The sequence below is a fragment of the Mycolicibacterium pyrenivorans genome, from assembly GCF_025821625.1.
GTDB classification, from domain to species: domain Bacteria; phylum Actinomycetota; class Actinomycetes; order Mycobacteriales; family Mycobacteriaceae; genus Mycobacterium; species Mycobacterium pyrenivorans.
Map to the genome: position 1 here is coordinate 30,065 of NZ_JACKSH010000046.1, position 20,786 is coordinate 50,850.

At 67.9% G+C, this 20,786-nt stretch carries 23 protein-coding genes and 1 pseudogene; 12 read left to right on the forward strand and 12 right to left on the reverse strand.

The window, feature by feature from the left end; all coding sequences use genetic code 11:
- The 3 genes from hisG to H7I57_RS06540 all read left to right on the forward strand — a co-directional run bounded on the left by hisG (nucleotide 1) and on the right by H7I57_RS06540 (nucleotide 2,812).
- The gene (hisG, locus tag H7I57_RS06530) at nucleotides 1-876 is read left to right on the forward strand and encodes an ATP phosphoribosyltransferase (protein ID WP_264022556.1); all 876 of its coding nucleotides are present in this window, start codon (nucleotides 1-3) and stop codon (nucleotides 874-876) included.
- A 64-nt stretch (nucleotides 877-940) separates the two neighbouring features.
- Nucleotides 941-1,423, forward strand: coding sequence for a DUF4126 family protein (locus H7I57_RS06535; RefSeq protein WP_264022557.1), 483 nt, complete (start codon nucleotides 941-943; stop codon nucleotides 1,421-1,423).
- A 9-nt stretch (nucleotides 1,424-1,432) separates the two neighbouring features.
- Entirely contained in the window at nucleotides 1,433-2,812 is a 1,380-nt protein-coding gene (locus tag H7I57_RS06540; RefSeq protein WP_264022558.1) for an FAD-containing oxidoreductase, read from the forward strand.
- Here H7I57_RS06540 and H7I57_RS06545 read toward each other — a convergent pair.
- Genes H7I57_RS06545 through H7I57_RS06570 form a run of 6 tightly spaced genes read right to left on the reverse strand, consistent with a single transcriptional unit; the run spans nucleotide 2,796 to nucleotide 6,444 of the window.
- Nucleotides 2,796-3,386: a flavodoxin family protein gene (locus tag H7I57_RS06545; RefSeq protein WP_264022559.1), complete on the reverse strand. Its 591-nt coding sequence runs from the start codon at nucleotides 3,384-3,386 to the stop codon at nucleotides 2,796-2,798. The genes H7I57_RS06540 and H7I57_RS06545 overlap by 17 nt on opposite strands.
- The gene (locus H7I57_RS06550; protein WP_264022560.1) at nucleotides 3,383-3,889 is read right to left on the reverse strand and encodes an SRPBCC family protein; all 507 of its coding nucleotides are present in this window, start codon (nucleotides 3,887-3,889) and stop codon (nucleotides 3,383-3,385) included. The genes H7I57_RS06545 and H7I57_RS06550 overlap by 4 nt, the downstream gene beginning before the upstream one ends.
- A complete protein-coding gene (locus H7I57_RS06555) occupies nucleotides 3,882-4,202 on the reverse strand; it encodes an ArsR/SmtB family transcription factor (RefSeq protein WP_264022561.1) in 321 nt (106 codons plus the stop codon). The genes H7I57_RS06550 and H7I57_RS06555 overlap by 8 nt, the downstream gene beginning before the upstream one ends.
- A 42-nt stretch (nucleotides 4,203-4,244) precedes the next feature.
- A complete protein-coding gene (locus tag H7I57_RS06560) occupies nucleotides 4,245-4,766 on the reverse strand; it encodes a DinB family protein (RefSeq protein ID WP_264022562.1) in 522 nt (173 codons plus the stop codon).
- On the reverse strand, nucleotides 4,763-5,569 hold the full coding sequence (locus H7I57_RS06565; RefSeq protein WP_264022563.1) for a thioesterase family protein: 807 nt from the start codon (nucleotides 5,567-5,569) through the stop codon (nucleotides 4,763-4,765). Before H7I57_RS06565 ends, H7I57_RS06560 begins: the two co-directional genes overlap by 4 nt.
- A complete protein-coding gene (locus H7I57_RS06570) occupies nucleotides 5,566-6,444 on the reverse strand; it encodes a RecB family exonuclease (RefSeq protein WP_264022564.1) in 879 nt (292 codons plus the stop codon). Before H7I57_RS06570 ends, H7I57_RS06565 begins: the two co-directional genes overlap by 4 nt.
- A gap of 84 nt (nucleotides 6,445-6,528) precedes the next feature.
- Between H7I57_RS06570 and H7I57_RS06575 the strand changes: the two are divergent.
- Nucleotides 6,529-7,368 (forward strand): annotated as a pseudogene (locus H7I57_RS06575) (tRNA (adenine-N1)-methyltransferase); the annotation flags it as partial.
- 80 nt (nucleotides 7,369-7,448) lie between these two features.
- On the opposite strand, the gene H7I57_RS06580 reads toward H7I57_RS06575, so the two are convergent.
- Genes H7I57_RS06580 through H7I57_RS06590 form a run of 3 tightly spaced genes read right to left on the reverse strand, consistent with a single transcriptional unit; the run spans nucleotide 7,449 to nucleotide 8,870 of the window.
- Nucleotides 7,449-7,745: a DUF503 domain-containing protein gene (locus H7I57_RS06580; protein ID WP_264022565.1), complete on the reverse strand. Its 297-nt coding sequence runs from the start codon at nucleotides 7,743-7,745 to the stop codon at nucleotides 7,449-7,451.
- 4 nt (nucleotides 7,746-7,749) lie between these two features.
- Complete coding sequence (lppK, locus tag H7I57_RS06585) at nucleotides 7,750-8,331, reverse strand: lipoprotein LppK (protein ID WP_372510133.1); 582 nt, start codon at nucleotides 8,329-8,331, stop codon at nucleotides 7,750-7,752.
- Between the two features lie 20 nt (nucleotides 8,332-8,351).
- On the reverse strand, nucleotides 8,352-8,870 hold the full coding sequence (locus tag H7I57_RS06590; RefSeq protein WP_264022567.1) for an MTB12 family secreted protein: 519 nt from the start codon (nucleotides 8,868-8,870) through the stop codon (nucleotides 8,352-8,354).
- A 146-nt stretch (nucleotides 8,871-9,016) separates the two neighbouring features.
- Between H7I57_RS06590 and arc the strand changes: the two genes are divergently transcribed.
- The gene (arc, locus tag H7I57_RS06595; protein WP_264022568.1) at nucleotides 9,017-10,864 is read left to right on the forward strand and encodes a proteasome ATPase; all 1,848 of its coding nucleotides are present in this window, start codon (nucleotides 9,017-9,019) and stop codon (nucleotides 10,862-10,864) included.
- Here the strand turns inward: arc and H7I57_RS06600 are convergent.
- Complete coding sequence (locus H7I57_RS06600) at nucleotides 10,861-11,463, reverse strand: hypothetical protein (protein WP_264022569.1); 603 nt, start codon at nucleotides 11,461-11,463, stop codon at nucleotides 10,861-10,863. The genes arc and H7I57_RS06600 overlap by 4 nt on opposite strands.
- Before the next feature lie 105 nt (nucleotides 11,464-11,568).
- Here H7I57_RS06600 and H7I57_RS06605 point away from each other — a divergent pair, with 105 nt between their 5' ends.
- The 3 genes from H7I57_RS06605 to H7I57_RS33440 are packed head-to-tail and all read left to right on the forward strand — an operon-like array spanning nucleotide 11,569 to nucleotide 14,735.
- On the forward strand, nucleotides 11,569-12,096 hold the full coding sequence (locus H7I57_RS06605) for a DUF4333 domain-containing protein (protein WP_264022570.1): 528 nt from the start codon (nucleotides 11,569-11,571) through the stop codon (nucleotides 12,094-12,096).
- 42 nt (nucleotides 12,097-12,138) lie between these two features.
- Nucleotides 12,139-13,095, forward strand: coding sequence for an AAA family ATPase (locus tag H7I57_RS06610; protein WP_264022571.1), 957 nt, complete (start codon nucleotides 12,139-12,141; stop codon nucleotides 13,093-13,095).
- Complete coding sequence (locus H7I57_RS33440; protein ID WP_264022572.1) at nucleotides 13,053-14,735, forward strand: helix-turn-helix domain-containing protein; 1,683 nt, start codon at nucleotides 13,053-13,055, stop codon at nucleotides 14,733-14,735. Before H7I57_RS06610 ends, H7I57_RS33440 begins: the two co-directional genes overlap by 43 nt.
- 2 nt (nucleotides 14,736-14,737) lie before the next feature.
- On the opposite strand, the gene H7I57_RS06620 is transcribed toward H7I57_RS33440, so the two are convergent.
- Entirely contained in the window at nucleotides 14,738-15,895 is a 1,158-nt protein-coding gene (locus tag H7I57_RS06620) for a hypothetical protein (RefSeq protein ID WP_264022573.1), read from the reverse strand.
- Entirely contained in the window at nucleotides 15,892-17,037 is a 1,146-nt protein-coding gene (locus H7I57_RS06625; RefSeq protein ID WP_264022612.1) for a phosphatidylglycerol lysyltransferase domain-containing protein, read from the reverse strand. The genes H7I57_RS06620 and H7I57_RS06625 overlap by 4 nt, the downstream gene beginning before the upstream one ends.
- Nucleotides 17,038-17,177: 140 nt before the next feature.
- Here H7I57_RS06625 and dop point away from each other — a divergent pair, with 140 nt between their 5' ends.
- From dop to prcA, 4 genes are all read left to right on the forward strand, one after another.
- Nucleotides 17,178-18,674, forward strand: coding sequence for a depupylase/deamidase Dop (dop, locus tag H7I57_RS06630; protein ID WP_264022574.1), 1,497 nt, complete (start codon nucleotides 17,178-17,180; stop codon nucleotides 18,672-18,674).
- A 104-nt stretch (nucleotides 18,675-18,778) separates the two neighbouring features.
- Complete coding sequence (locus tag H7I57_RS06635) at nucleotides 18,779-18,973, forward strand: ubiquitin-like protein Pup (protein ID WP_264022575.1); 195 nt, start codon at nucleotides 18,779-18,781, stop codon at nucleotides 18,971-18,973.
- Nucleotides 18,970-19,872: a proteasome subunit beta gene (gene prcB, locus H7I57_RS06640; protein WP_308204320.1), complete on the forward strand. Its 903-nt coding sequence runs from the start codon at nucleotides 18,970-18,972 to the stop codon at nucleotides 19,870-19,872. The genes H7I57_RS06635 and prcB overlap by 4 nt, the downstream gene beginning before the upstream one ends.
- Nucleotides 19,869-20,633 carry a proteasome subunit alpha gene (gene prcA, locus H7I57_RS06645; RefSeq protein WP_264022578.1) on the forward strand — a complete coding sequence of 255 codons (765 nt, stop codon included), beginning with the start codon at nucleotides 19,869-19,871 and terminating at the stop codon, nucleotides 20,631-20,633. The genes prcB and prcA overlap by 4 nt, the downstream gene beginning before the upstream one ends.
- Nucleotides 20,634-20,786: the final 153 nt, after the last annotated feature.

Sequence of the window (20,786 nt, forward strand, 5' to 3'; positions counted from 1 at the left end):
ATGCTGAGAGTCGCGGTGCCCAACAAAGGCACACTCAGTGAATCGGCCGCCGAGATCCTGTCCGAGGCCGGATACCGCCGGCGCACCGACACCAAGGATCTGACCGTCGTCGATCCCGCCAACCAGGTGGAGTTCTTCTTCCTGCGTCCCAAGGACATCGCGATCTACGTCGGCTCGGGGCAACTCGACCTCGGCATCACCGGTCGGGATCTGGCCCAGGAATCCGTTGCGCCGGTACGAGAGCGGCTGGCGTTGGGATTCGGGTCGTCGACGTTCCGGTACGCGGCGCCGGCCGGGCGGTCGTGGCGGGTGGAAGACCTCCAAGGCAAGCGGATCGCCACCGCCTTCCCGAACCTGGTGGGAAAGGACTTGGCAGCCAGGGGAATCGACGCGACGGTGATCCGACTCGACGGCGCCGTGGAGATCTCGGTACAACTCGGTGTCGCCGATGCGATCGCCGACGTCGTCGGTTCCGGTCGCACGCTGGGACTGCACAACCTCACGGCCTTCGGTGAGTCGCTGTGTGATTCCGAAGCGGTGCTGATCGAACGCGACGGCTCGGCGGGGGAGGCCGGTGAGGAAGCCGCCGGCGAGAAGGCCGCTGCGCGCGACCAGTTGGCGGCCCGGGTCCAGGGAGTCGTGTTCGGCCAGCAGTACCTGATGCTGGATTACGACTGCCCGCGCGCGGTGCTCGACAGGGCCACCGAGGTCACTCCCGGGCTGGAGTCCCCGACCATCGCGCCGCTGGCCGACCCGGACTGGGTGGCGGTGCGCGCCCTGGTTCCGCGGCGCGACGTGAACGCCATCATGGACCAGATCGCGGCGATCGGCGCCAAGGCGATCCTGGCCTCCGACATCAGGTTCTGCCGCTTCTGATCTTGACGCGTGACACGGTCGCGCGTGTTAGCGTCCGGGGGTCCGTCCACCGCCCGGAGGCCCGATGACCCAGGTTCTCGTTCTGCTTCTGGCCCTGTCGATCGGTGTGATCGCCGGTCTGCGCGCCATGACCGCTCCGGCCGTGGTGGCCTGGGGGGCGATGCTCGGCTGGATCGACGTCGGCGACAAGTGGTCGGAGTGGATGGCACACCCCATCACCGTCACCGTGCTCACGATCCTGCTGCTCGGTGAACTGGTCACCGATCAGCTACCGCAGACGCCCAGTCGCAAGGTGCCGCCGCAGTTCGTTGCCCGCCTGACCACCGGAGCGTTCGCCGGTGCGGTGATCGGCAGCGCGTTCTTCCACACCTTCAGCGCCATCGGAGCAGGGGTCATCGGAGCGGTCCTGGGCACCCTCGGTGGGGCCGCACTGCGCAGTCGGGTCGCGGCCGCCAAGGGCGGTAACGACCGCCCCGGGGCATTCGGCGAGGACGTTCTCGCCGTCGGCGGCGGATTCCTCGTCGCGTTCCTCGTCAGCTTCGTGTAGGACGGCGGGATGGTCCAGAAATTCGATGCGATCATCATCGGCGCGGGCCAGGCCGGCCCGCCGCTGGCCGGGCGGCTGACCGGCGCCGGGCAGACCGTTGCGGTCATCGAACGAAAGCTCGTCGGCGGGACGTGCGTGAACTACGGCTGCATCCCCACCAAGACGCTGGTGGCCAGCGCTCACGCGGCGCACCTGGCGCGGCGCGGCGCCGAGTACGGGATCGGCACCGGGCCGGTCACCGTCGACATGGCGAAGGTCAAGGCGCGCAAGGACCGCATCAGCATCGGTGACCGCGAAGGCGTCGAGTCCTGGCTCGACGGTATGAAGGGCTGCACGCTGATTCGTGGCCACGCGCGGTTCGAGAGCCCGCAGACCGTGCGTGTCGGCGATGACCTCCTGCAGGCCGACCGGATCTTCCTCAACGTCGGCGGCCGGGCGGTGGCGCCGGACATGCCGGGTCTGGCCGACATCGACTACCTCACCAATGTCGGCATCCTCGAACTCGACACCGTGCCCGAGCATCTCGTGGTCATCGGCGGCAGCTACATCGCGCTGGAGTTCGCCCAGATGTACCGGCGTTTCGGCGCCGCGGTGACCGTCGTCGAGCGCGGGCCGCGTCTGACCGCCCGCGAAGACGAGGATGTCTCGGCGGCGATCAAGGACATCCTCGAAAACGAGGGCATCGACGTCGTGCTCGGCGCCGACGCGATCAGCCTGGCCAAACAGGACGGTGACTCGGGAGGGTTCACCGTCACACCCCGCGCCGGAGCGGCGCCGATCACAGGCAGTCACCTGCTCGTCGCGGTGGGACGGCAGCCCAACACCGACGACCTCGGGCTCGACGCGGCCGGGGTCGAGACCGACCGCCGTGGCTACATCGTGGTCGACGACCAACTGCGCACCAGCGCCGAGAACATCTGGGCGATGGGTGACTGCAACGGACGCGGGGCATTCACCCACACGTCGTACAACGACTTCGAGATCGTCGCGGCCAACCTGCTCGACGACGATCCCCGCAAGGTGAGCGACCGCATCACCACCTACGCGCTCTACATCGACCCGCCCCTCGGCCGTGCCGGGATGACCGCTGACGAGGTCCGCCGGTCGGGCCGAAAAGCGTTGGTGGGCAAGCGCCCGATGACCAGGGTGGGCCGGGCGGTCGAAAAGGGCGAGACCCAGGGCTTCATGAAGGTGGTCGTCGACGCCGAGACCGAGCAGATCCTGGGGGCGTCGATTCTCGGGGTGGGCGGTGACGAGGTCGTGCAGGACATCCTCGACGTGATGACCGCCAAGCTGCCCTACACCGCGATCTCGCGCACCATGCACATCCACCCGACCGTCAGCGAGTTGGTGCCCACGATGCTCCAGGACCTCAAGCCGCTGCAGTAGCCGCCCGTCCGGCGATGAGTTCGCCGGTGACCTGGGCGACCCGCTGCCCGAGATGACGGCAGGTCGCCACGTCGGCGGCATGGACCTGCTCGGGGTTGGCGTCGACATCGGTGGCCGCACCTGCGCCGAGGAAAAAGCCGAGACGGTTGAGGTCGTGCTCGCTGGCCGACGAGTGGTTCCACCCGGCGACCAGGCCCAGGTTGACCCAGTGCATGTGATGCTGGGCGGCGAACACCGCGAGTGACACCAGCGTCTGCAGTTTGTCGCCGCTCTTGCCGCCCGAGTTGGTGAAGCCCGCCGCGACCTTGTCGCCCCAGGTGCCCTCGATGCAGCGCCTGCCGGTCTTCTCGGCGAACGCCTGGAACCCGGCCGAGACGTTGCCCATGTAGGTCGCGCTGCCGAACACGATGGCGTCGGCGGTGTCGAGAAGCTGCCAGTCCCTGTCCGTGATCTGGTCGACGGCGATCGTGTCGACCTTCGCGCCGCCGTCACGGGCGCCCGCCGCGACGGCACCGGCGAGGACCGCGGTGTGGCCGAACCCCGAGTGGTAGGCGACTGCGATGGCAGCGGTCATGGTGTTCCTCCTTCGGCGATGACTTCAAGGCGACGGGTGAGCCAGTCCGGCAACGGTTGTGCGGCGAGATGGGATTCGAGACGGTCGAGGAAGGCATGGGTGCCGCCGAGGAAGCCGCCGGCGCTGCGAACCCCGAGTCCGCGATGGCTGAAGCGCAGCAGCGTGGCCGATCCGTCGGGACCGTCGGGTTGCAGTTCGTAACGCACCACGCCGTCCTCGACGATCGGCTGCTTCCACTCGTGCTCGAACACATGCGGGGGATCCCACACCAGGATGCGGCCCGTCATCCGTTTGCGTTCCGGCGGAAGGGGCGGCCCGTCAGCGACCATGTCGATGAGCCCGCCCTCGCGCGCATCGATGGTGGTCGCTCCGAACCAGTGCCGGCGTTCGGCCGGATCGGTGATGGCGGCCCAGACCGCGTCGATGGGAAACGGCAGTCGGCGTTCGAAGTTCAGCACCGCGCGATCGCCGTCGATCGTCACCCGCCCGTCGCGCTCACCCATCCGACTCACCGTGCCTGCGCTCCAGGTGGCGTTCCAGGGCGTCGAGGTGACCGGTCCAGTAGCGCCGGTAGCGCTCGATCCAGTCGTCGATGGCCACCAGGCCGTCGGCGCGCAGCGCGTAGATGCGGCGCTGCGCCTGCGGGCGTACCTCGACGAGACCGACCTCCCGCAACACCCTCAGGTGGCGCGACACGGTCGGCTGGGTCACGTCGGGCAGCGCCGCCACCAACTCTCCGGCGGTCCGCTCGCCCTCGGCCAAGACATCCAAAAGGATCCGCCTATTCGGCTCGGCCACTGCTTCGAAAACATCCACAGCAGTGAGTATTGCAACTCATCTATATAGATGCAAGAGAATTTACAGTGACGTGCGGCGGGCCGCACGGAGCATCCGGAGTTGACCGATCTCGGCGACGTTCTTGGTCAGCTCCACGGTCACCCACAGCACGGTGTCGGCCGCAGTGCGTTCGACGTCGGCGGCCCAGGGAAACACCGCGGGAGCCGCGAGGTCCTGATCGGACACGGCCGACAACACATTCCGCCACTGCGCGGCAAGCACTCTGAGCCGCGACACCGATCCCGCGCCGTCTCCGGGCCACAGGACATCGGACCAGTCCGCAGGAGTGCCGCCGGCCATGGCGCTGATCGCCGCGGACCACCAGTAGTCGATATGCCAGGTCAGCCACGCGATCGTCGGCACCGGCACCGGGTCGGGCTCCACCTCCGCGAAGTCCGGTCTCCACATCCCGGCGTCGTCCGGACGGACCGTCCAGCACAGGTCGGCCGGCTCCCACAGGAAATCGCCCTCGACGAGCGCCGACAGATGAAGCTCTGCCAGCGACCAGGCGAGCTCGAACTGCCTGCGCGCCACGACGATCACGAGCGGCGCTGCACCAGCAAGGTCTGCGCACATGTGCCGATGAAGCCCTCACGGTCGAAGATCTCCGCGTTCGTCACGCCGATGCCGTCCGGCCCGATCGACCCGCGAGAACGCAGCCCGAAATCGGCCCTCACGGGTAGTCGATGGAGATGTACGACGGTGTCGGTGTTCATGAAGACGAACCGTTGCGGGTCCAGCGCCGCACCGATCCCGTTGGCCGAGTCGACAACCATGGCCAGACGTTGCAGCGGCGTCGTCGGCTCCGAATCCACCAACGGCACCAACGGACTCAGCCAGGCCTCGGCGGCGGCACCCTCGGCCGTCGCCTGCCTGCGCCAACTCACCGTCTCCAGGTAGCCCGGCGCACCGTCCCAGGCGTGCGCCACCCCGGACGCGTCGCCTTCGACGAGCGGGGGGTACCGGTCGGTGGCGGCGTCTCGGGTGTCACTCGGCGCGAGCAGCCACGCGGTCACGCGGGCGACAGCCCGCCGGCTGCCGTCGGGTCGGTCGACGCTCATCTCGGCCACCATCATCGAGATCCGGCTGCCAGGCCGGTCCACCCACGCCCGGACCCGCACGGTCGTCACGGGTATGGCACCCAGGATGTCCAGCGTCAGCCGGCCGATCCGAAGTCCGGCACCGGCGGTGCGGCCGCTGAGGTCCTCGATCGCCCTGGTCAACAACGCCAGCGGCGGGGATCCGTGCTGAATCTCGGGATCCCAGTTGCTGCGGGTGCCGTCGGTCGAGGTGAAGACCGCGTACTCACCGTCAGCGGGCAGCCGACGGAACAGGCATTCGATCACGCAGCGGGCTCCGCGGCCTGCAGCACCGCGTCCGGGTCACCCTCGTCGAGGGCTTCGGGCCAGCCCGGATACGGCGGGGGAGTGCCACCGAAGGCCGGGCAGTGGGCGCGGTGCGCGCACCAGTCGCACAACCGTGACGGACGCGGCCGGAAATCACCTGTCACGCCCGCAGATTGGATCGCCCGCCAGATCGCCATCAACGTCTTTTCGAAGCGCAGCAGCTCATCGAGGTCGGGCGTGTAGTCCAGCACCTGGCTGTCGGCGAGGTACAGCAGCCGCAACCGGGCCGGCATCACGCCCCGCGAGCGAAACAGGGCCACCGCGTAGAACTTCATCTGGAACATGGCCTTGAATTCGGCGAGAGCCCGAGCCTCCGGCGGCGCCTTACCCGTCTTGTAGTCGACCACCCGCAACTCGCCCGTCGGCGCGACGTCGATGCGGTCGACGAAGCCGCGCAGCAGGGTGCCGTCCACCAGTTCGACCTCGACGCGTTGCTCGCAGCTCTGCGGATCGAAGCGGGTGGGGTCTTCCAATCGGTAGTACCCCGACAGCAGCGCCCGCGCCTGCTCGAGGAGTTCGGTCTGCAGCGCCGGATCGATGTCGGCGAGCACCGACGGCTGCTCGGCGAGGACGCGCTCCCATGCTGGCGTCACCAGCGACACCGCTGCCTCGGGGCCGCGCTCGGCGGCGGGAAGGGCATACAGCTGTTCGAGCGCGGCATGCACCACCGACCCGCGCACCTGTGCGGAGGACGAGGGCTCCGGCAACCGGTCGATCGCCCGGAAGCGGTACAGCAGCGGACATTGCTTGAAATCACTGGCGCGCGACGGAGACAGCGCCGGACGCCGCGCCGGCCGTCCCGTCTGCTCGCTCATGAAACCAGCGTATGACCGAGGTGAGACAAATCCCGGCAACCCCGCGCACCCGCCGCGGCGCGTCTACTGGCAGGCTGATGCGCTGTGCCAGAGAAAGCCCCGACCGGTCCGTTCGCCGTCGGTGATCGCGTGCAGCTCACCGACGCGAAGGGCAGGCGGTACACGATGTTGCTCAAGCCGGGCGGGGAGTTCCACACCCACCGCGGCATCATCGCGCTGAACGACGTCGTCGGGCTGCCGGAAGGTAGCGTCATCCGCTCCACCAACGGCGATCAGTTCCTGGTGCTGCGGCCGCTGCTCGTCGACTACGTGATGTCGATGCCCCGCGGCGCCCAGGTTGTCTACCCGAAGGACGCCGCCCAGATCGTGCACGAGGGTGACATCTTCCCCGGGGCGCGGGTGCTCGAGGCCGGCGCCGGTTCGGGCGCGTTGACGTGCTCGCTGCTGCGAGCTGTCGGGCCCGAAGGGAAGGTGACGTCCTACGAGGTGCGCGAGGATCATGCCGAGCACGCGGTGCGCAACGTCACAACGTTCTTCGGGGACCGACCTCAGAACTGGGAGTTGGTGATCGCCGACGTCAAGCAGTACGCCGGCCCCGAGGTGGACCGCGTCGTTCTGGACATGCTCGCGCCGTGGGAGGTGCTCCCCGCGGTCGGAGCCGCGCTGATACCCGGCGGGGTGCTGATCGTCTACGTCGCCACCGTCACCCAGCTGTCCAGGACGGTGGAGGCGCTGCGCGAACAGCAGTGCTGGACCGAGCCGAGGGCGTGGGAGAGCATGCAGCGCGGTTGGCACGTCGTCGGGCTGGCGGTGCGCCCGGAGCACTCGATGCGCGGGCACACCGCATTCCTGATCAGCGCCCGCAGACTGGCGCCGGGCGCTGTGGCGCCGGTCCCGCTGCGCAAGAAGAACCGCGGACGCGAGGAACAGAGACGCGAGGAACAGAGACGCGAAGAACAGGCACGCGAAGAACAGGGACGCGAAGACGCGACCGGGACTCAGCCCTAGTCGTCGGTGCTCCGCCGCAGCCCGCGCCGCGCCGACAGGAGTTCGAGCTCGGGCCGGGCGGCCACCAGCCGTTCGGCGGCGTCGAGCACGGCCACCGCGTGTGCGCGGTCGGCGGCCACCAGGGCGACTCCGACCCCGGCCCTTCGATGCAGGTCCTGGGATCCGGTCTCGGCGGCCGACACGGAGAACCGGCGGGTGAGCTCGGCGATCAGCGGCCGGACGACCGAGCGCTTCTGCTTCAGCGATCGCACGTCACCGAGCAGGATGTCGAACTCCAGCCAGCCGATCCACATGCGCTCAGCGCGGCGGCGTCGGTGGCGGCGGTGGGGCAGGCGGCGGGTTCTGCCCGTCGTCGAGTTGCAGCAGCAGGTCGGCGGTCTGCCGTGTCAGCTGCCACGAACCTGCGGCCGGGACGAACTCCATCGGATAGCTGAACTCGCCACCCTGAGGGTTGGCGGTCCTGACCACCACCGTCGCGACGACGTTGCCCGGATTGGCCTGTGACCAGGCCAGGTCTCGTGCCTCGAACGTCAGGGGCAGCGAGCCGTTGTCACGCAGCGCGATACCGAAGCGGTCGAGACCGGCGGCCTCGTCGGCCGTGCCCTCTTCGATGAGGTCGACCTTCTGGGAGCCGGGGACGGCCGGATCGGCCAACCTGCTCATCACATCGATCAGCGCACTGTCACGTGGCAGCGGAGGGCCGCCGGGGGCGGGCGGCGCCGGTGGGGGCATCCCGACGGAGGGCGCGGGTGACGTCTCGACGGACGGCGACGCCGCCGGATGCTCGGGTTGACCCGACTGACCACACCCGCTCAGCCCGAACGCCGCCACGAATGTGGCGGCGCTCAGGGCCAAAGCAGTGCGACGCACCCGCGTCATGATTCGGTAAGAACCGGAGATCAGCCCACAGACGACATCAGGGCCATCGCCGACTGCTTCGAAAGCTGCCAGCCGGTCGGGCTCGGACCCGCGATGAACGTCAACGGCTGGGTCGCGACCGCGCCGGACGGGGCCGATGCGGTGACGTTGGCCGTGACGACGGGGCCGTTCTGGTCGATGTCGGTGATGGAGAAGCTCAGCGGGAAGTAGCCCTTGGCCGCGGCGTTGTTGTACCCGCTGTCGGCCACTCTGGCCTCGATCCGCCCGAGGCCGCCCTGCACGTAGCTGGCCTTGCCTGCGGAGAACGAGCCCGGTCCCGCCAGCGCGCTCAGCGTCGACACCAGCGGTCCCTGGAGGTCGGGAGCCGGTGCGGCAGGCAGCGGCACGTCGAAGACCACCGGCTGCACCGCGGGCTGCGCTGGGGCGCCCACGGCTCCAGAGCCTGCTGCAATCGAGGTCACACCCGCTGCGGCAGCGCCCACCACTACGGCTGCTGCTGCTCCAGCTGTCAAGCTGGTAACGAGGGTTTTCAGGGTCACGGCTGTCCTTCCGTTCGGCCGACTGATCATCTGAGGCTAACAGTGTTGCTGGTGTGTCGAATTCCTACACCGCACACAAAGACTGAATCGCCGGTAGCGTTGAAGTTGTTACCGCACCAACATCCGGTGTGGGAAAGGAGCTCAGCATGAGTGAGTCCGAACGTTCTGAGGCCTCTGACGTCTTTGGGACATCTCCCGATAGCGAGCTGTCCCCAGAGGATGCTGCAGAACTGGAACAGCTGCGCCGCGAGGCTGCGCTCCTTCGTGAGCAGCTCGAAAATGCGGTAGGCCCACAGAGTGGACTCCGCAGTGCGCGTGACGTCCACCAGCTCGAGGCGCGGATCGACTCGCTCGCCGCCCGCAACGCCAAGCTCATGGACACCCTCAAGGAAGCGCGCCAGCAGTTGCTGGCCCTCCGCGAGGAGGTCGACCGGCTCGGCCAGCCGCCCAGCGGCTACGGCGTGCTGCTGTCGGTCCAGGAGGACGACACCGTCGACGTGTTCACCTCGGGTCGCAAGATGCGGCTCACCTGCTCGCCGAACATCGACACCAAGGAACTCAAGCAGGGGCAGACGGTCCGTCTCAACGAGGCGCTGACCGTCGTGGAAGCGGGCCACTTCGAGGCCGTCGGCGAGATCTGCACGCTGCGGGAGATCCTCTCCGACGGGCATCGGGCGCTGGTCATCGGTCACGCGGACGAGGAGCGCATCGTGTGGCTCGCCGAGCCGCTGGTGGCCGCCGAGCACCTGCCCGACGGTTCGTACGCCGATGAAGACGATCTGACTGACGACCGGCCGCGCAAGCTGCGCCCGGGTGACTCGCTGCTCGTCGACACCAAGGCCGGCTACGCGTTCGAGCGCATCCCGAAGGCCGAGGTCGAGGATCTCGTGCTCGAAGAGGTGCCCGACGTCAGCTACAACGACATCGGCGGCCTGGGTCGTCAGATCGAGCAGATCCGCGACGCGGTCGAGTTGCCGTTCCTGCACAAGGAGCTCTACCGGGAGTACTCGCTGCGCCCACCCAAAGGCGTGCTGCTCTACGGTCCGCCCGGCTGCGGCAAGACGCTGATCGCCAAGGCCGTGGCCAACTCGCTGGCCAAGAAGATGGCCGAGGTGCGCGGCGACGACGCCCGCGAGGCGAAGTCGTACTTCCTCAACATCAAGGGCCCCGAACTGCTCAACAAGTTCGTCGGCGAGACCGAACGCCACATCCGGCTCATCTTCCAGCGGGCACGGGAGAAGGCGTCGGAGGGCACCCCGGTCATCGTGTTCTTCGACGAGATGGACTCCATCTTCCGCACCCGCGGCACCGGGGTCAGCTCCGACGTCGAAACCACCGTCGTCCCACAGCTTCTCAGTGAGATCGACGGCGTGGAAGGCCTGGAGAACGTCATCGTGATCGGCGCCTCCAACCGCGAGGACATGATCGACCCGGCGATCCTGCGGCCCGGCCGCCTGGACGTCAAGATCAAGATCGAGCGGCCGGACGCCGAGTCGGCGCAGGACATCTTCAGCAAGTACCTCACCGAGCAACTCCCGATCAACGACGACGACCTCGCCGAGTTCAGCGGCGACCGGTCGCTGACCATCAAGGCGATGATCGAGAAGGTCGTCGACCGCATGTACGCCGAGATCGACGACAACCGGTTCCTGGAGGTCACCTATGCCAACGGTGACAAGGAAGTCATGTACTTCAAGGACTTCAACTCCGGGGCGATGATCCAGAACGTCGTCGACCGGGCGAAGAAGAACGCGATCAAGTCGGTGCTGGAGACCGGCCAGCGAGGCCTGCGCATCCAGCATCTCCTCGACTCGATCGTCGACGAATTCGCCGAGAACGAGGACCTGCCCAACACCACCAATCCCGACGACTGGGCCCGTATCTCGGGCAAGAAGGGCGAGCGGATCGTGTACATCCGCACGCTCGTCACCGGCAAGAGTTCGAGTGCGAGCAGGGCCATTGATACCGAGTCGAACCTGGGGCAGTACCTCTAGCGCACCAGCGAATAACTGTTGGTCAGGTCGTCCTGCAGAACCTGGGCGGCCTGACTGCTGGTATCGATCCGCAGGTCGTCGTCGAGGACGCGCATGCGGTACGACCAACCCTGGGGCAGGTCGAGGCGGGTCGCGAGCCCAGGAAGGTCCTCGTAGGCCAGTGCGGGGTCGACGACCTGGCTCCACGTCTGCATCACCCAACGGCCACCGCCCGGATCGGTGAGCTCGAAGACGGGTTCACCCGAGTCGAACACGAACACCGCGTTGCGGCTGACCTCATTGGACAGGTAGGGCGCCGGGTTCATCGACGTCAACTCGACGGCCGCCTGCCGGATCATGTCGATGCCGCCGAACGCCGCGGTCTCCGGCTGGCCGGACATGTCCTTCTCGATGCTGTCCATCAGCCAGTACCGTGGCCCGTTGAGCAGCGCCGCTGCCGCTCCGTGCTCCTCGGCCAGGGAGTCGGCGTCGAGTTGCGACCACAACTCGGCGGGGCAGTCGTTGAGCGGAAACGTGTTGTACACGGTGGCTCGCGGGCCGCCTGCCCCGACGCTGATCAGCAACACCTCGCCGTAACGCTTGCCGCGCAGGTCGTCCACGGCAGTGAATCTAGCGCTCGCGACGTTCGCGTCGTGCGGATCCGCGCGCGGAGTTGAGGAATTTTGCCCATTTCCGGCGGAAGGGAGGAGGTTTACAGTCAAGACGTGACGGCGAAGCGCCCCTTTCTGGCCCTGCTCATCCTGGCCCCGATGGCGGCAGGCTGCCAGTTCTCGTTCTCCTCCGGCGGCCCGGACTACGAAAAGCTCGAGACCGCGATCGCCGACGAGCTCAACACGCAGTACTCCGCCATATCCCGCCAGGTGTCGGCCGTCGAGTGTCCTCGTCCGTCGAGCCCGCCGAAAGCGGGGGCGAGCTTCAACTGCATCGCCGACCTCGACGGCAACGACGTCCGCGTGGAGGTCAAGTTCACCGACGACGACTACAACGTCGACTTCGCCACGCTCGACTCGGTCTATGACCTCGCCGAGACGGAAAAGGGCTTGTCCGAGGAGGTCTCGAAGGATTACGGCTTCGACGTCACCGTCCGCTGCGGCAACGGGCTCAAGGTCGTGGCCGTGGGTCAATCGTTCGACTGCGAGGCCGCCGATCGCCGAGGGGACACCAGGCCGGTGAGAGTCACTGCAGCCGGCCCGGACGGTGAAGACACCTGGGAAGTCATCGGGGGGCGCTGAGCGGGCGCCGCAGCCACGACATCTGAGATAGCCTGCCTGCCAATGGCAGGCTTGGCGTGGCGCACCGAACTCGGCGACCGCCTGACACACGCGTGGGCGCAAATCCGGCATGGCGGTGGTCAGGTACACGTCCTGCTCGGTGATGCCGGGATAGGCAAGTCCACCACCCTGTCGTGGCTGGCCGATCACATCGGTTCAGCGGCACGCGTCATCACCTGTCGGGGTGGCGAGTTGGGGACACCGATGTCCGCCGTAATCGAGATCGCTTCCCTGCTAAAGGTTTCGACATCGCTCGATTGGTGTTCGTCGGACCCGGACCCGATGAGGGGTGCCGATGTACTGTGTTCTGCGTTGGAGAAGTCCAGCGACGTTGCGCTGCTCATCGACGACATCCACGACGCGGACCCTTCCAGTCGCACGGCGCTGAACCTTGCGCTCCGGCGAGCAGTGCTCAGCAGGGTGCTTGTGGTCGTCACGGGCCGTCGCGTTCGGCCGACATCGGCATTCGCCGAGGGATTCCGCGTTCACGAACTCCATGGGTTACCCCCCGGCGACGCCATGGAGATGCTCAGCGGCGCCACCGACGCTGCCATTCATCCGTCGGTCGCACGGCGCCTCGTCGAGGAGGCTTGCGGGAATCCCCTCGCGTTGAGCGAGTTGCCTCAGGCGCTGACGCGGGACCAACTGCTCGGTGTGCGGCCACTGCCGCAGGAGATCCCACTCGCCGGAAACCTGGCCGCCGTCTTCACCCATCAGCTTCCGCCGCCGGACAGTGCGGCGCGAGAGCTGCTCGACCGCGTCGCCGTCTCTGCCGACGGCTCATGGGTGGCAATTGCGGACACCCTGGCCAACGGCCGTCTGACGTTGCGGCACCCGCTGCTGCGCAATGCGGTGCTCGGAGGGATGACCGAACAGCGGCGTCGCGAACTCAACATGGAGTTGCGGAGAACCCATCGGTGCCCGACGAACTCCGGTTGGCTCATCGTGCCAAGGGTGTGATCGGGCCGGACGAGCCCCTGACCGATGCGCTCGTCGCTGCCGCAAGGGGGATGCGCGCCGGCCGTGGGATCGAGGCGGCGGCCCGGATGCTCGACCTCGCCGCGGGACTGACCGCCAGCGACACGCGGCGGGGCCGGCTGCGACTCGAGGCAGCCGAACTGCTCGGGGCTGCCGGAGAGGCCGAGGCCGCGCGACACCGGCTCGAGGTGGTCCTGGACGATCCGGCGTCGGGTGAGTTGCACGTTGCGGCGACGTTGTCGCTGGCCACACTGGAGGCGATGGACGGCGCGCCCGCGGTCGCCCAGCAGCGGCTCACGGAATGCCTGACGGTCGCGTCGCCGGAGCGGGCCGGTGCAGTGCTCGCGCGGATGGCGGTCCCACTGGGGATGCTCGGTCTCGTCGCACAGATCGTCACGACCGCCGAGGCCGCGGTCGAACAGACCAAGCCTGAATCGGTGGAATCAGACGTCGCGACGGTGGTCCTCGCCCATGCCGCGAGTGCGGCTGACGAAGGCCGGGCCGACGACCTGGTCGGTACGCTCGAGACGCGGGATCTGATGGCCGCGATCCGGCACGATCCCCTCGTCGGGCTGCACGTCGGCAGGGCGTTGTCGATCGCCGAGCGCTACGACCAGAGTGTCTCCCAACTGACCCGGCTGATCGGCGCGTTGCGCTCCGAAGGGGCGCGGGCATCGCTGGCGATGGCGTACGGCGCACTGGGCGAAACCTATGTCCGTGCATCGCGGTTCGACGACGCGCTGGTGTGTCTCGACGAGGCCGTCGCGCTGTGCCTGGCCACAGGGCAACGGGCGTTCGGACCGTTCTGGCTGTCGCTGCGCGCCCGCGTAGCGGCCATCAGAGGCGACGATCAGGCCGCGGCGGCGGATCTGGAACTCGGGTTCGCGATCTCGGATGAACAGTCGACCTTCGGCGCGCGCTACTTCCTTCTCGCCAACGCGGGTCTGGCCGCTCTCACGGAGGGCAGATATGACGATGTCGTCGGCTACCTCGGCGAATGCTGGGCATTCGAGCAGGTGACAGGGCTGCTGGCGCCGCAGCTGGCGCGTTGGCACGTCGACCTCGTCCAGGCCTACGCCGAGCTGGGACGACCCGGCGATGCCGAACCACTCGTCGCTCACCTCACCGCCGTCGCCGCCGCACCCGGGGCAAGCAGATGGACCAGGGCGACCGCTCAGCGCGCGCGAGCATTGTCGTGCGCGCACGTGGACCCGGCGCAGGCGCAGCAATTACTCGACGACGCCGTGTCGATCTTCGATCCCGAGATCGACGCCTTCGACCGTGCCCGGGCCTTCATGGACAAGGCGACGGTGGCCGCAGATCAGGCCGAGCGTGAGCATGCCCGCACCGAGGCCCGCTACGGCTTCCGCCGGATCGGGGCCTCCGCCTGGGCTGCGCGTCTGCAACCGTCGGTGCACTCCGAGGAGATCGGCAGGCTGACCGATGCCGAGCGCCGAGTGCTGGAGGAGGTCGCGCGCGGACTGACCAATGCGCAGATCGGGCGGCGGCTGCACCTGAGTACCAAGACCGTCGCCAACCATCTCTATCGCGCGTATCGCAAGCTTGGGGTGTCCTCACGCACCGAGGCGACCCGTCACATTCTGCTGCGTGGCGGGCAGTGAGATCAGCGTTCCAGTTCGAGGTAGGCGTCGCGGCCGGCGAGGCTGACCGCGACATCGGCGACCAGTGGGTCGAAGAACCGCTGCCGGTACAGCGGGTCGACGCTGGTGCTGACGGTGAAGTACAGGCCCGACAGCACCGCGACGAACAGTGAAGTGTGCACGACGGTCTGAGGTATCGGGATGTGGATGCCGAACCACGTTCCGGCGCAGGGCGGTGTCCCGACCGCGCACGTCTCCTCGCTCGACCACAGCACCGTCACGTCGTCGGGTATCGCGATGATGCCGAGGGCCAGGAAGAACGCGAACAGGCCCGCGGTGAACAAGACCACCTGAATCGCCTGTGCGACAACCATGACGGCCACCACGTTCACCTGCTCGGCAAGCGACAGCGGGGTGCGCGCAGGCGGCTCTCCAGCCGCGGGCTGTAGAGGCGTTCCGGTGAGCAGGGCCACCGGATCGGACGGCCCGGCCCGGTCCTCGCGCAGCGCGTCCACCTCGTCGCGGATGGTGGCGATCATGAACAGCACGGCCACCAGGGCGAGGAAACCGATTGTCTGCCAGAGCCTTTCCCGAGTCATCCGGGCGGCCAGCTGCCACAGCTCGCCGGTGAAGTACACGACGACGGTGAGCATCAGCAGTGGTAACGCCCGGCTCATCAGGGTGCCGAGCGCACCCAGCTGAATCCACGCGAACCGGAACGCCCACAACAGAATCGCGCCGAAACCGAGATAGGTGGACCACACCGCCAGCAGCGACACCAACAGGAACGCGGGCACCTCGGCCAGCGCGGCCGCGGACCAGCCGGATGCGATCAACGGCATCAAGAGCACGAAGATCGCCATCACCGCCAGGGCGGCCGTGCGCCTGCCCGCTTCGGAGGCCGCGGTGCCGCGCCGGTGCAGCACGAAGAGCGCGAAGGGGGCGGCGGCCAGGACGGCGGCGACGACGGCCAGCCGAACGATATAGCCGTAATCCGGGTCGTCACCCGTCCAGTCGGCGAGCAGCATCGTCACCGCGGTCAGCGCGCCGACCCCGGCCACCATCGGCGCGGAGCGGGCCATCAACGCGCGCGAGCGCACCCGTCGAGTGAGCACCAACGGCAGCCCGCGGTGCAGAAACCAGTCGTGGATCAGCTGTGTCTCCGATGCGGTCGCGCTCACCGTGCCGCCGTCGCGGTGCGGTAGCGGTCGCGTGCGACCAAGGTGAGCCGGAGATCGTCGATCAGAGGATCGAGATACTGCCCGCGGTACTCCTTGTCGCCGACCGCGCGGGCCGCCAGGTACATGAAGGTCAGCGACGTCAGGAACATCGTCACCTGGATGAGGGCATCGGGGATCGGCAGCGTCATGCCCAGCAACTGGCCATCGGAGGACCCGTTACCGGTCAGGCCGGCCAGCATTTCCGGACTGACCAGGATCAGACCCAGCGTGAGGAACAACAGGCCCGTCACCACCGCGACCGTCAGCACCTGGACGATCTGGGAGAGCGCTACCACGAACACCACGTTGGCCTGTTCGGCCTTCGACAGGGGCACGCGGCGCGGCCGGTCGGGAAGCGTCTCGAACGGCGTCCCGGTCAGCTTCTCGGCGTCCTCGGGCTGCTTGGCCTCAGGTTGCAGGATCGGCCGGACCCGGCCCAGCGTGCTGGACACCAGGAATGCCGCGGCGATGAGGAACAGGAACAGCAGCGCCATCCACAGCCGGGCACGGCTCACCGTCGACGCCATCGTCCAGACAGGCCCGTTGAAGAAGACCAGCACGGTCAGCAGCATCACCGGGAGGGCTCGAAGCAGCATGCTGCCCGCCGACGCGAGGTTGGCGAGTGTGACGCGCACCGCCCACCCCAGGATCGAGCCGATTCCCGTTGCAGTGCACAGCAATATCGCCACGATGACCACGCCCTCGACGATCACGTCGACGACGATGAAGGCGCTCGGTCCGCCGAAGACGGTGCTCAGTGCCGCCACCGCGAGGGCGACCGCCGATATCGCAGCGCGGACCCGGGGGTTTTCGGCACGCGAGACCAGCCAACCGACGACCGCGGCGGCCGGGAGCACCAGCACGACGATCCCCAGGATGAACCATTCGGTTCGGGTCGGGGATCCGTCGATGTCGATCGTGTGCTTGCCGGTGACGCTGACGACGACGATCGAGAACGCCATCGTCACGGCGAACGCCGCGAGGGCGGGCACGGACCTGTACCAGACCCGTCGCACCAGGGTGCCCGGGCGCAGCACGGCGGGCAGGCCGTGCTGGAGAAACCAGCGCTCGGCAGCGAGGCGTTGCTCGGAGGCCGGGTTCACCGGACACTGCACCTGACGTGCCTGCCGCCGAAGTAGTGCGCTGTCATCGTCGGCCAATCTCATCACGAGGTCGCGCTCGGTGCCCGCATTCCGCGCAGCCTCGTGACCTTGCCGCATTCATGACCTCTACGCTGGCCTGTATGCAACGGATCATCGGAACGGAGGTCGAGTACGGCATCTCATCGCCGTCCGACCCGACCGCGAATCCGATCCTCACTTCAACTCAGGCTGTGCTGGCGTACGCGGCGGCCGCGGGAATCCAGCGGGCCAAGCGCACCCGCTGGGACTACGAGGTGGAATCCCCGCTGCGAGACGCCCGGGGATTCGACCTGAGCCGCGCGTCGGGCCCCCCGCCCGTGGTGGACGCCGACGAGGTCGGCGCCGCCAACATGATCCTGACCAACGGCGCCCGTCTCTACGTCGATCATGCCCATCCCGAGTACTCCGCGCCCGAGTGCACCGATCCGATGGATGCCGTGATCTGGGACAAGGCCGGCGAGCGGGTGATGGAGGCCGCGGCGCGCCACGTCGCCAGCGTTCCCGGCGCCGCCAAGCTGCAGCTCTACAAGAACAACGTCGACGGCAAGGGCGCGTCGTACGGCTCTCACGAGAACTATCTGATGTCGCGCCAGACGCCGTTCTCGGCGGTGATCGCCGGACTGACGCCGTTCCTGGTGTCCCGTTCGGTGGTCACCGGGTCCGGTCGCGTCGGTATCGGCCCCTCCGGCGACGAACCCGGCTTCCAGCTCTGTCAGCGCGCCGATTACATCGAGGTCGAGGTCGGCCTGGAGACCACGCTCAAGCGCGGGATCATCAACACCCGCGACGAACCCCACGCCGACGCCGACAAGTACCGCCGGCTGCACGTCATCATCGGCGATGCGAACCTCGCCGAGACCTCGACCTATCTGAAGGTCGGCACGACGGCGCTGGTCCTCGACCTCATCGAGGAGGGGATGGATCTCTCCGACCTGGTCCTGGCCCGGCCGGTGCACGCCGTGCACGTCATCAGCCGGGATCCGTCGTTGCGTGCCACCGTCGCGCTGGCCGACGGCCGCGAACTGACTGGTCTTGCGCTGCAGCGGATCTACCTGGACCGCGTCGCCAAGCTGGTCGACAGCCGCGATCCCGATCCGCGCGCCTCGCACGTCGTCGAGACCTGGGCCAACGTCCTCGACCTGCTCGAGCGTGATCCGATGGAGTGCGCCGACCTGCTGGACTGGCCCGCCAAGCTGCGGCTGCTCGACGGTTTCCGGCACCGCGAGAACCTCGGGTGGTCGGCGCCGCGGTTGCACCTCGTCGACCTGCAGTACTCCGATGTGCGCCTGGACAAGGGACTGTACAACCGGCTCGTCGCCCGCGGCTCGATGAAGCGGTTGGTCACCGAACAACAGGTGCTCGATGCCGTGGACAACCCGCCGACCGACACCCGGGCGTACTTCCGGGGGGAGTGCCTGCGGCGATTCGGGGCGGACATCGCCGCCGCCAGCTGGGATTCGGTGATCTTCGACCTGGGCGGCGACTCGCTGGTGCGGATTCCCACGCTGGAGCCGTTGCGGGGCAGCAAGGCCCACGTCGGGGCCCTGCTGGACTCCGTGGACAGCGCCGCGGAACTCGTCGAACAGCTCACGACCTGATCGAGCTATCCCCAGCAATCTCGCTGCCGACCGGTAGTGTGGGGGGACCGGCGGGCAGGTCAGGGAACGCCCGTAACGGAACAGAACATACGCAGGAGGCAGCGATGGCTCAGGAGCAGACCAAGCGTGGCGGCGGGGGCGGGGAAGACGACGACTCCACCGGCAGCACGGCCGCCGGGCAGGAGCGCCGCGAGAAGCTCGCCGAAGACACCGACGACCTGCTCGACGAGATCGACGACGTCCTGGAGGAGAACGCCGAGGACTTCGTACGTGCGTACGTCCAGAAGGGCGGCCAGTGACCTGGCCGCACCGCGAACAATCGGCTTTTCCGTCCTCAACATCCGGAGCGTTCAACTCGTTGCCACATGGCCTGTCCAACGGCGGCGTTAACCTGTCGTCGTTCTCCGATTTCCTGCGCCACCAGGCGCCCCATCTGTTGCCGGGTGCCGGGCCGCTGCCGACGGACGCGCTGCCGCACGGGACCACGATCGTGGCATTGAAGTACCCGGGTGGCGTGGTGATGGCCGGTGACCGGCGGGCCACCCAGGGACACATGATTGCCAGCCGTGACGTGCAGAAGGTCTACATCACCGACGACTACACCGTCACAGGCATCGCGGGGACCGCGGCGATCGCCGTGGAATTCGCCCGGCTGTACGCCGTGGAACTCGAGCACTACGAGAAGATCGAGGGCGTCGCGTTGACGTTCCCCGGCAAGGTCAACCGGTTGGCCACCATGGTCCGCGGCAATCTGGGCGCCGCGCTGCAGGGGTTCGTCGCGCTGCCGTTGCTGGCCGGATACGACCTCGACGATCCGAACCCCGAGGGCGCAGGTCGCATCGTGTCGTTCGATGCCGCAGGCGGGTGGAACATCGAGGAAGAGGGTTACCAGTCGGTCGGCTCCGGGTCGATCTTCGCGAAGTCCTCGATGAAGAAGCTCTACTCGCAGGTCACCGACGTGGACTCCGCGCTGCGGGTCGCGATCGAGGCGCTCTACGACGCCGCCGACGACGACTCCGCGACCGGCGGGCCCGATCTGGTGCGCGGCATCTATCCGACCGCCGTGGTGATCGGCGCCGACGGCGCCGTCGACATCGCCGAGCAGCAGATCGCCGCGGTATGCCGTGAGATAATCGAGAGTCGTTCGCGGGCAGACACATTCGGCCCCGACGCCGAGCCTCGAGGTGAGGATTCGTGAGCTTTCCCTATTTCATCTCGCCTGAGCAGGCGATGCGTGAGCGCTCGGAGTTGGCGCGCAAGGGCATCGCCAGGGGGCGCAGCGTCGTCGTGCTGGCCTACGCCGATGGCGTGCTGTTCGTCGCGGAGAACCCGTCGCGGTCCCTGCAGAAGGTCAGCGAACTCTACGACCGGGTCGGCTTCGCCGCCGTCGGGCGCTTCAACGAGTTCAACAACCTGCGCAGCGGTGGCATCCGGTTCGCCGACACCCAGGGCTACGCCTACTCACGCCGCGATGTGACCGGTCGTCAGTTGGCCAACGTCTACGCCCAGACGCTGGGCACCATCTTCACCGAGCAGGCCAAGCCGTACGAGGTGGAATTGTGCGTGGCCGAGGTCGCCCACTTCGGTGAGACCAAAGCCCCTGAGCTGTACCGCATCACCTACGACGGGTCGATCGCCGACGAACCGCACTTCGTTGTGATGGGTGGTACCACCGAGCCCATCTCGACGGCGCTCAACGAGACCTACGCCGAGAACGCGAGCCTCGCCGACGCGGTGTCCATCGCGGTGGGCGCGCTCAGCGCGGGCGGCAACGCCAACGAGAAGCGTATTTTGGGGCCCGCCACCCTGGAGGTGGCGATCCTCGACGCCAACCGGCCGCGGCGGGCCTTCCGTCGGATCACCGGCGCAGCGCTCGAAACGGTGCTGCCCCAAGGGGATTCGGCGGATTCGACCGAGGCGGCCGACTCGGCCGAGTCCGGCGATACTCCAGACTCCTAACCAGCGCTGAGACTGCGCTCAGGGCGCAGATCACTCGCAATTTCTCGCCCTCACTGCAGTCCCGACGCGAATCCACAGGCGTGTCCGGGTTGACGATGTGTCGCCGAGGATGGATGATCTGTTGCGTATAGCGCGCAATGTTGCGCAATACGC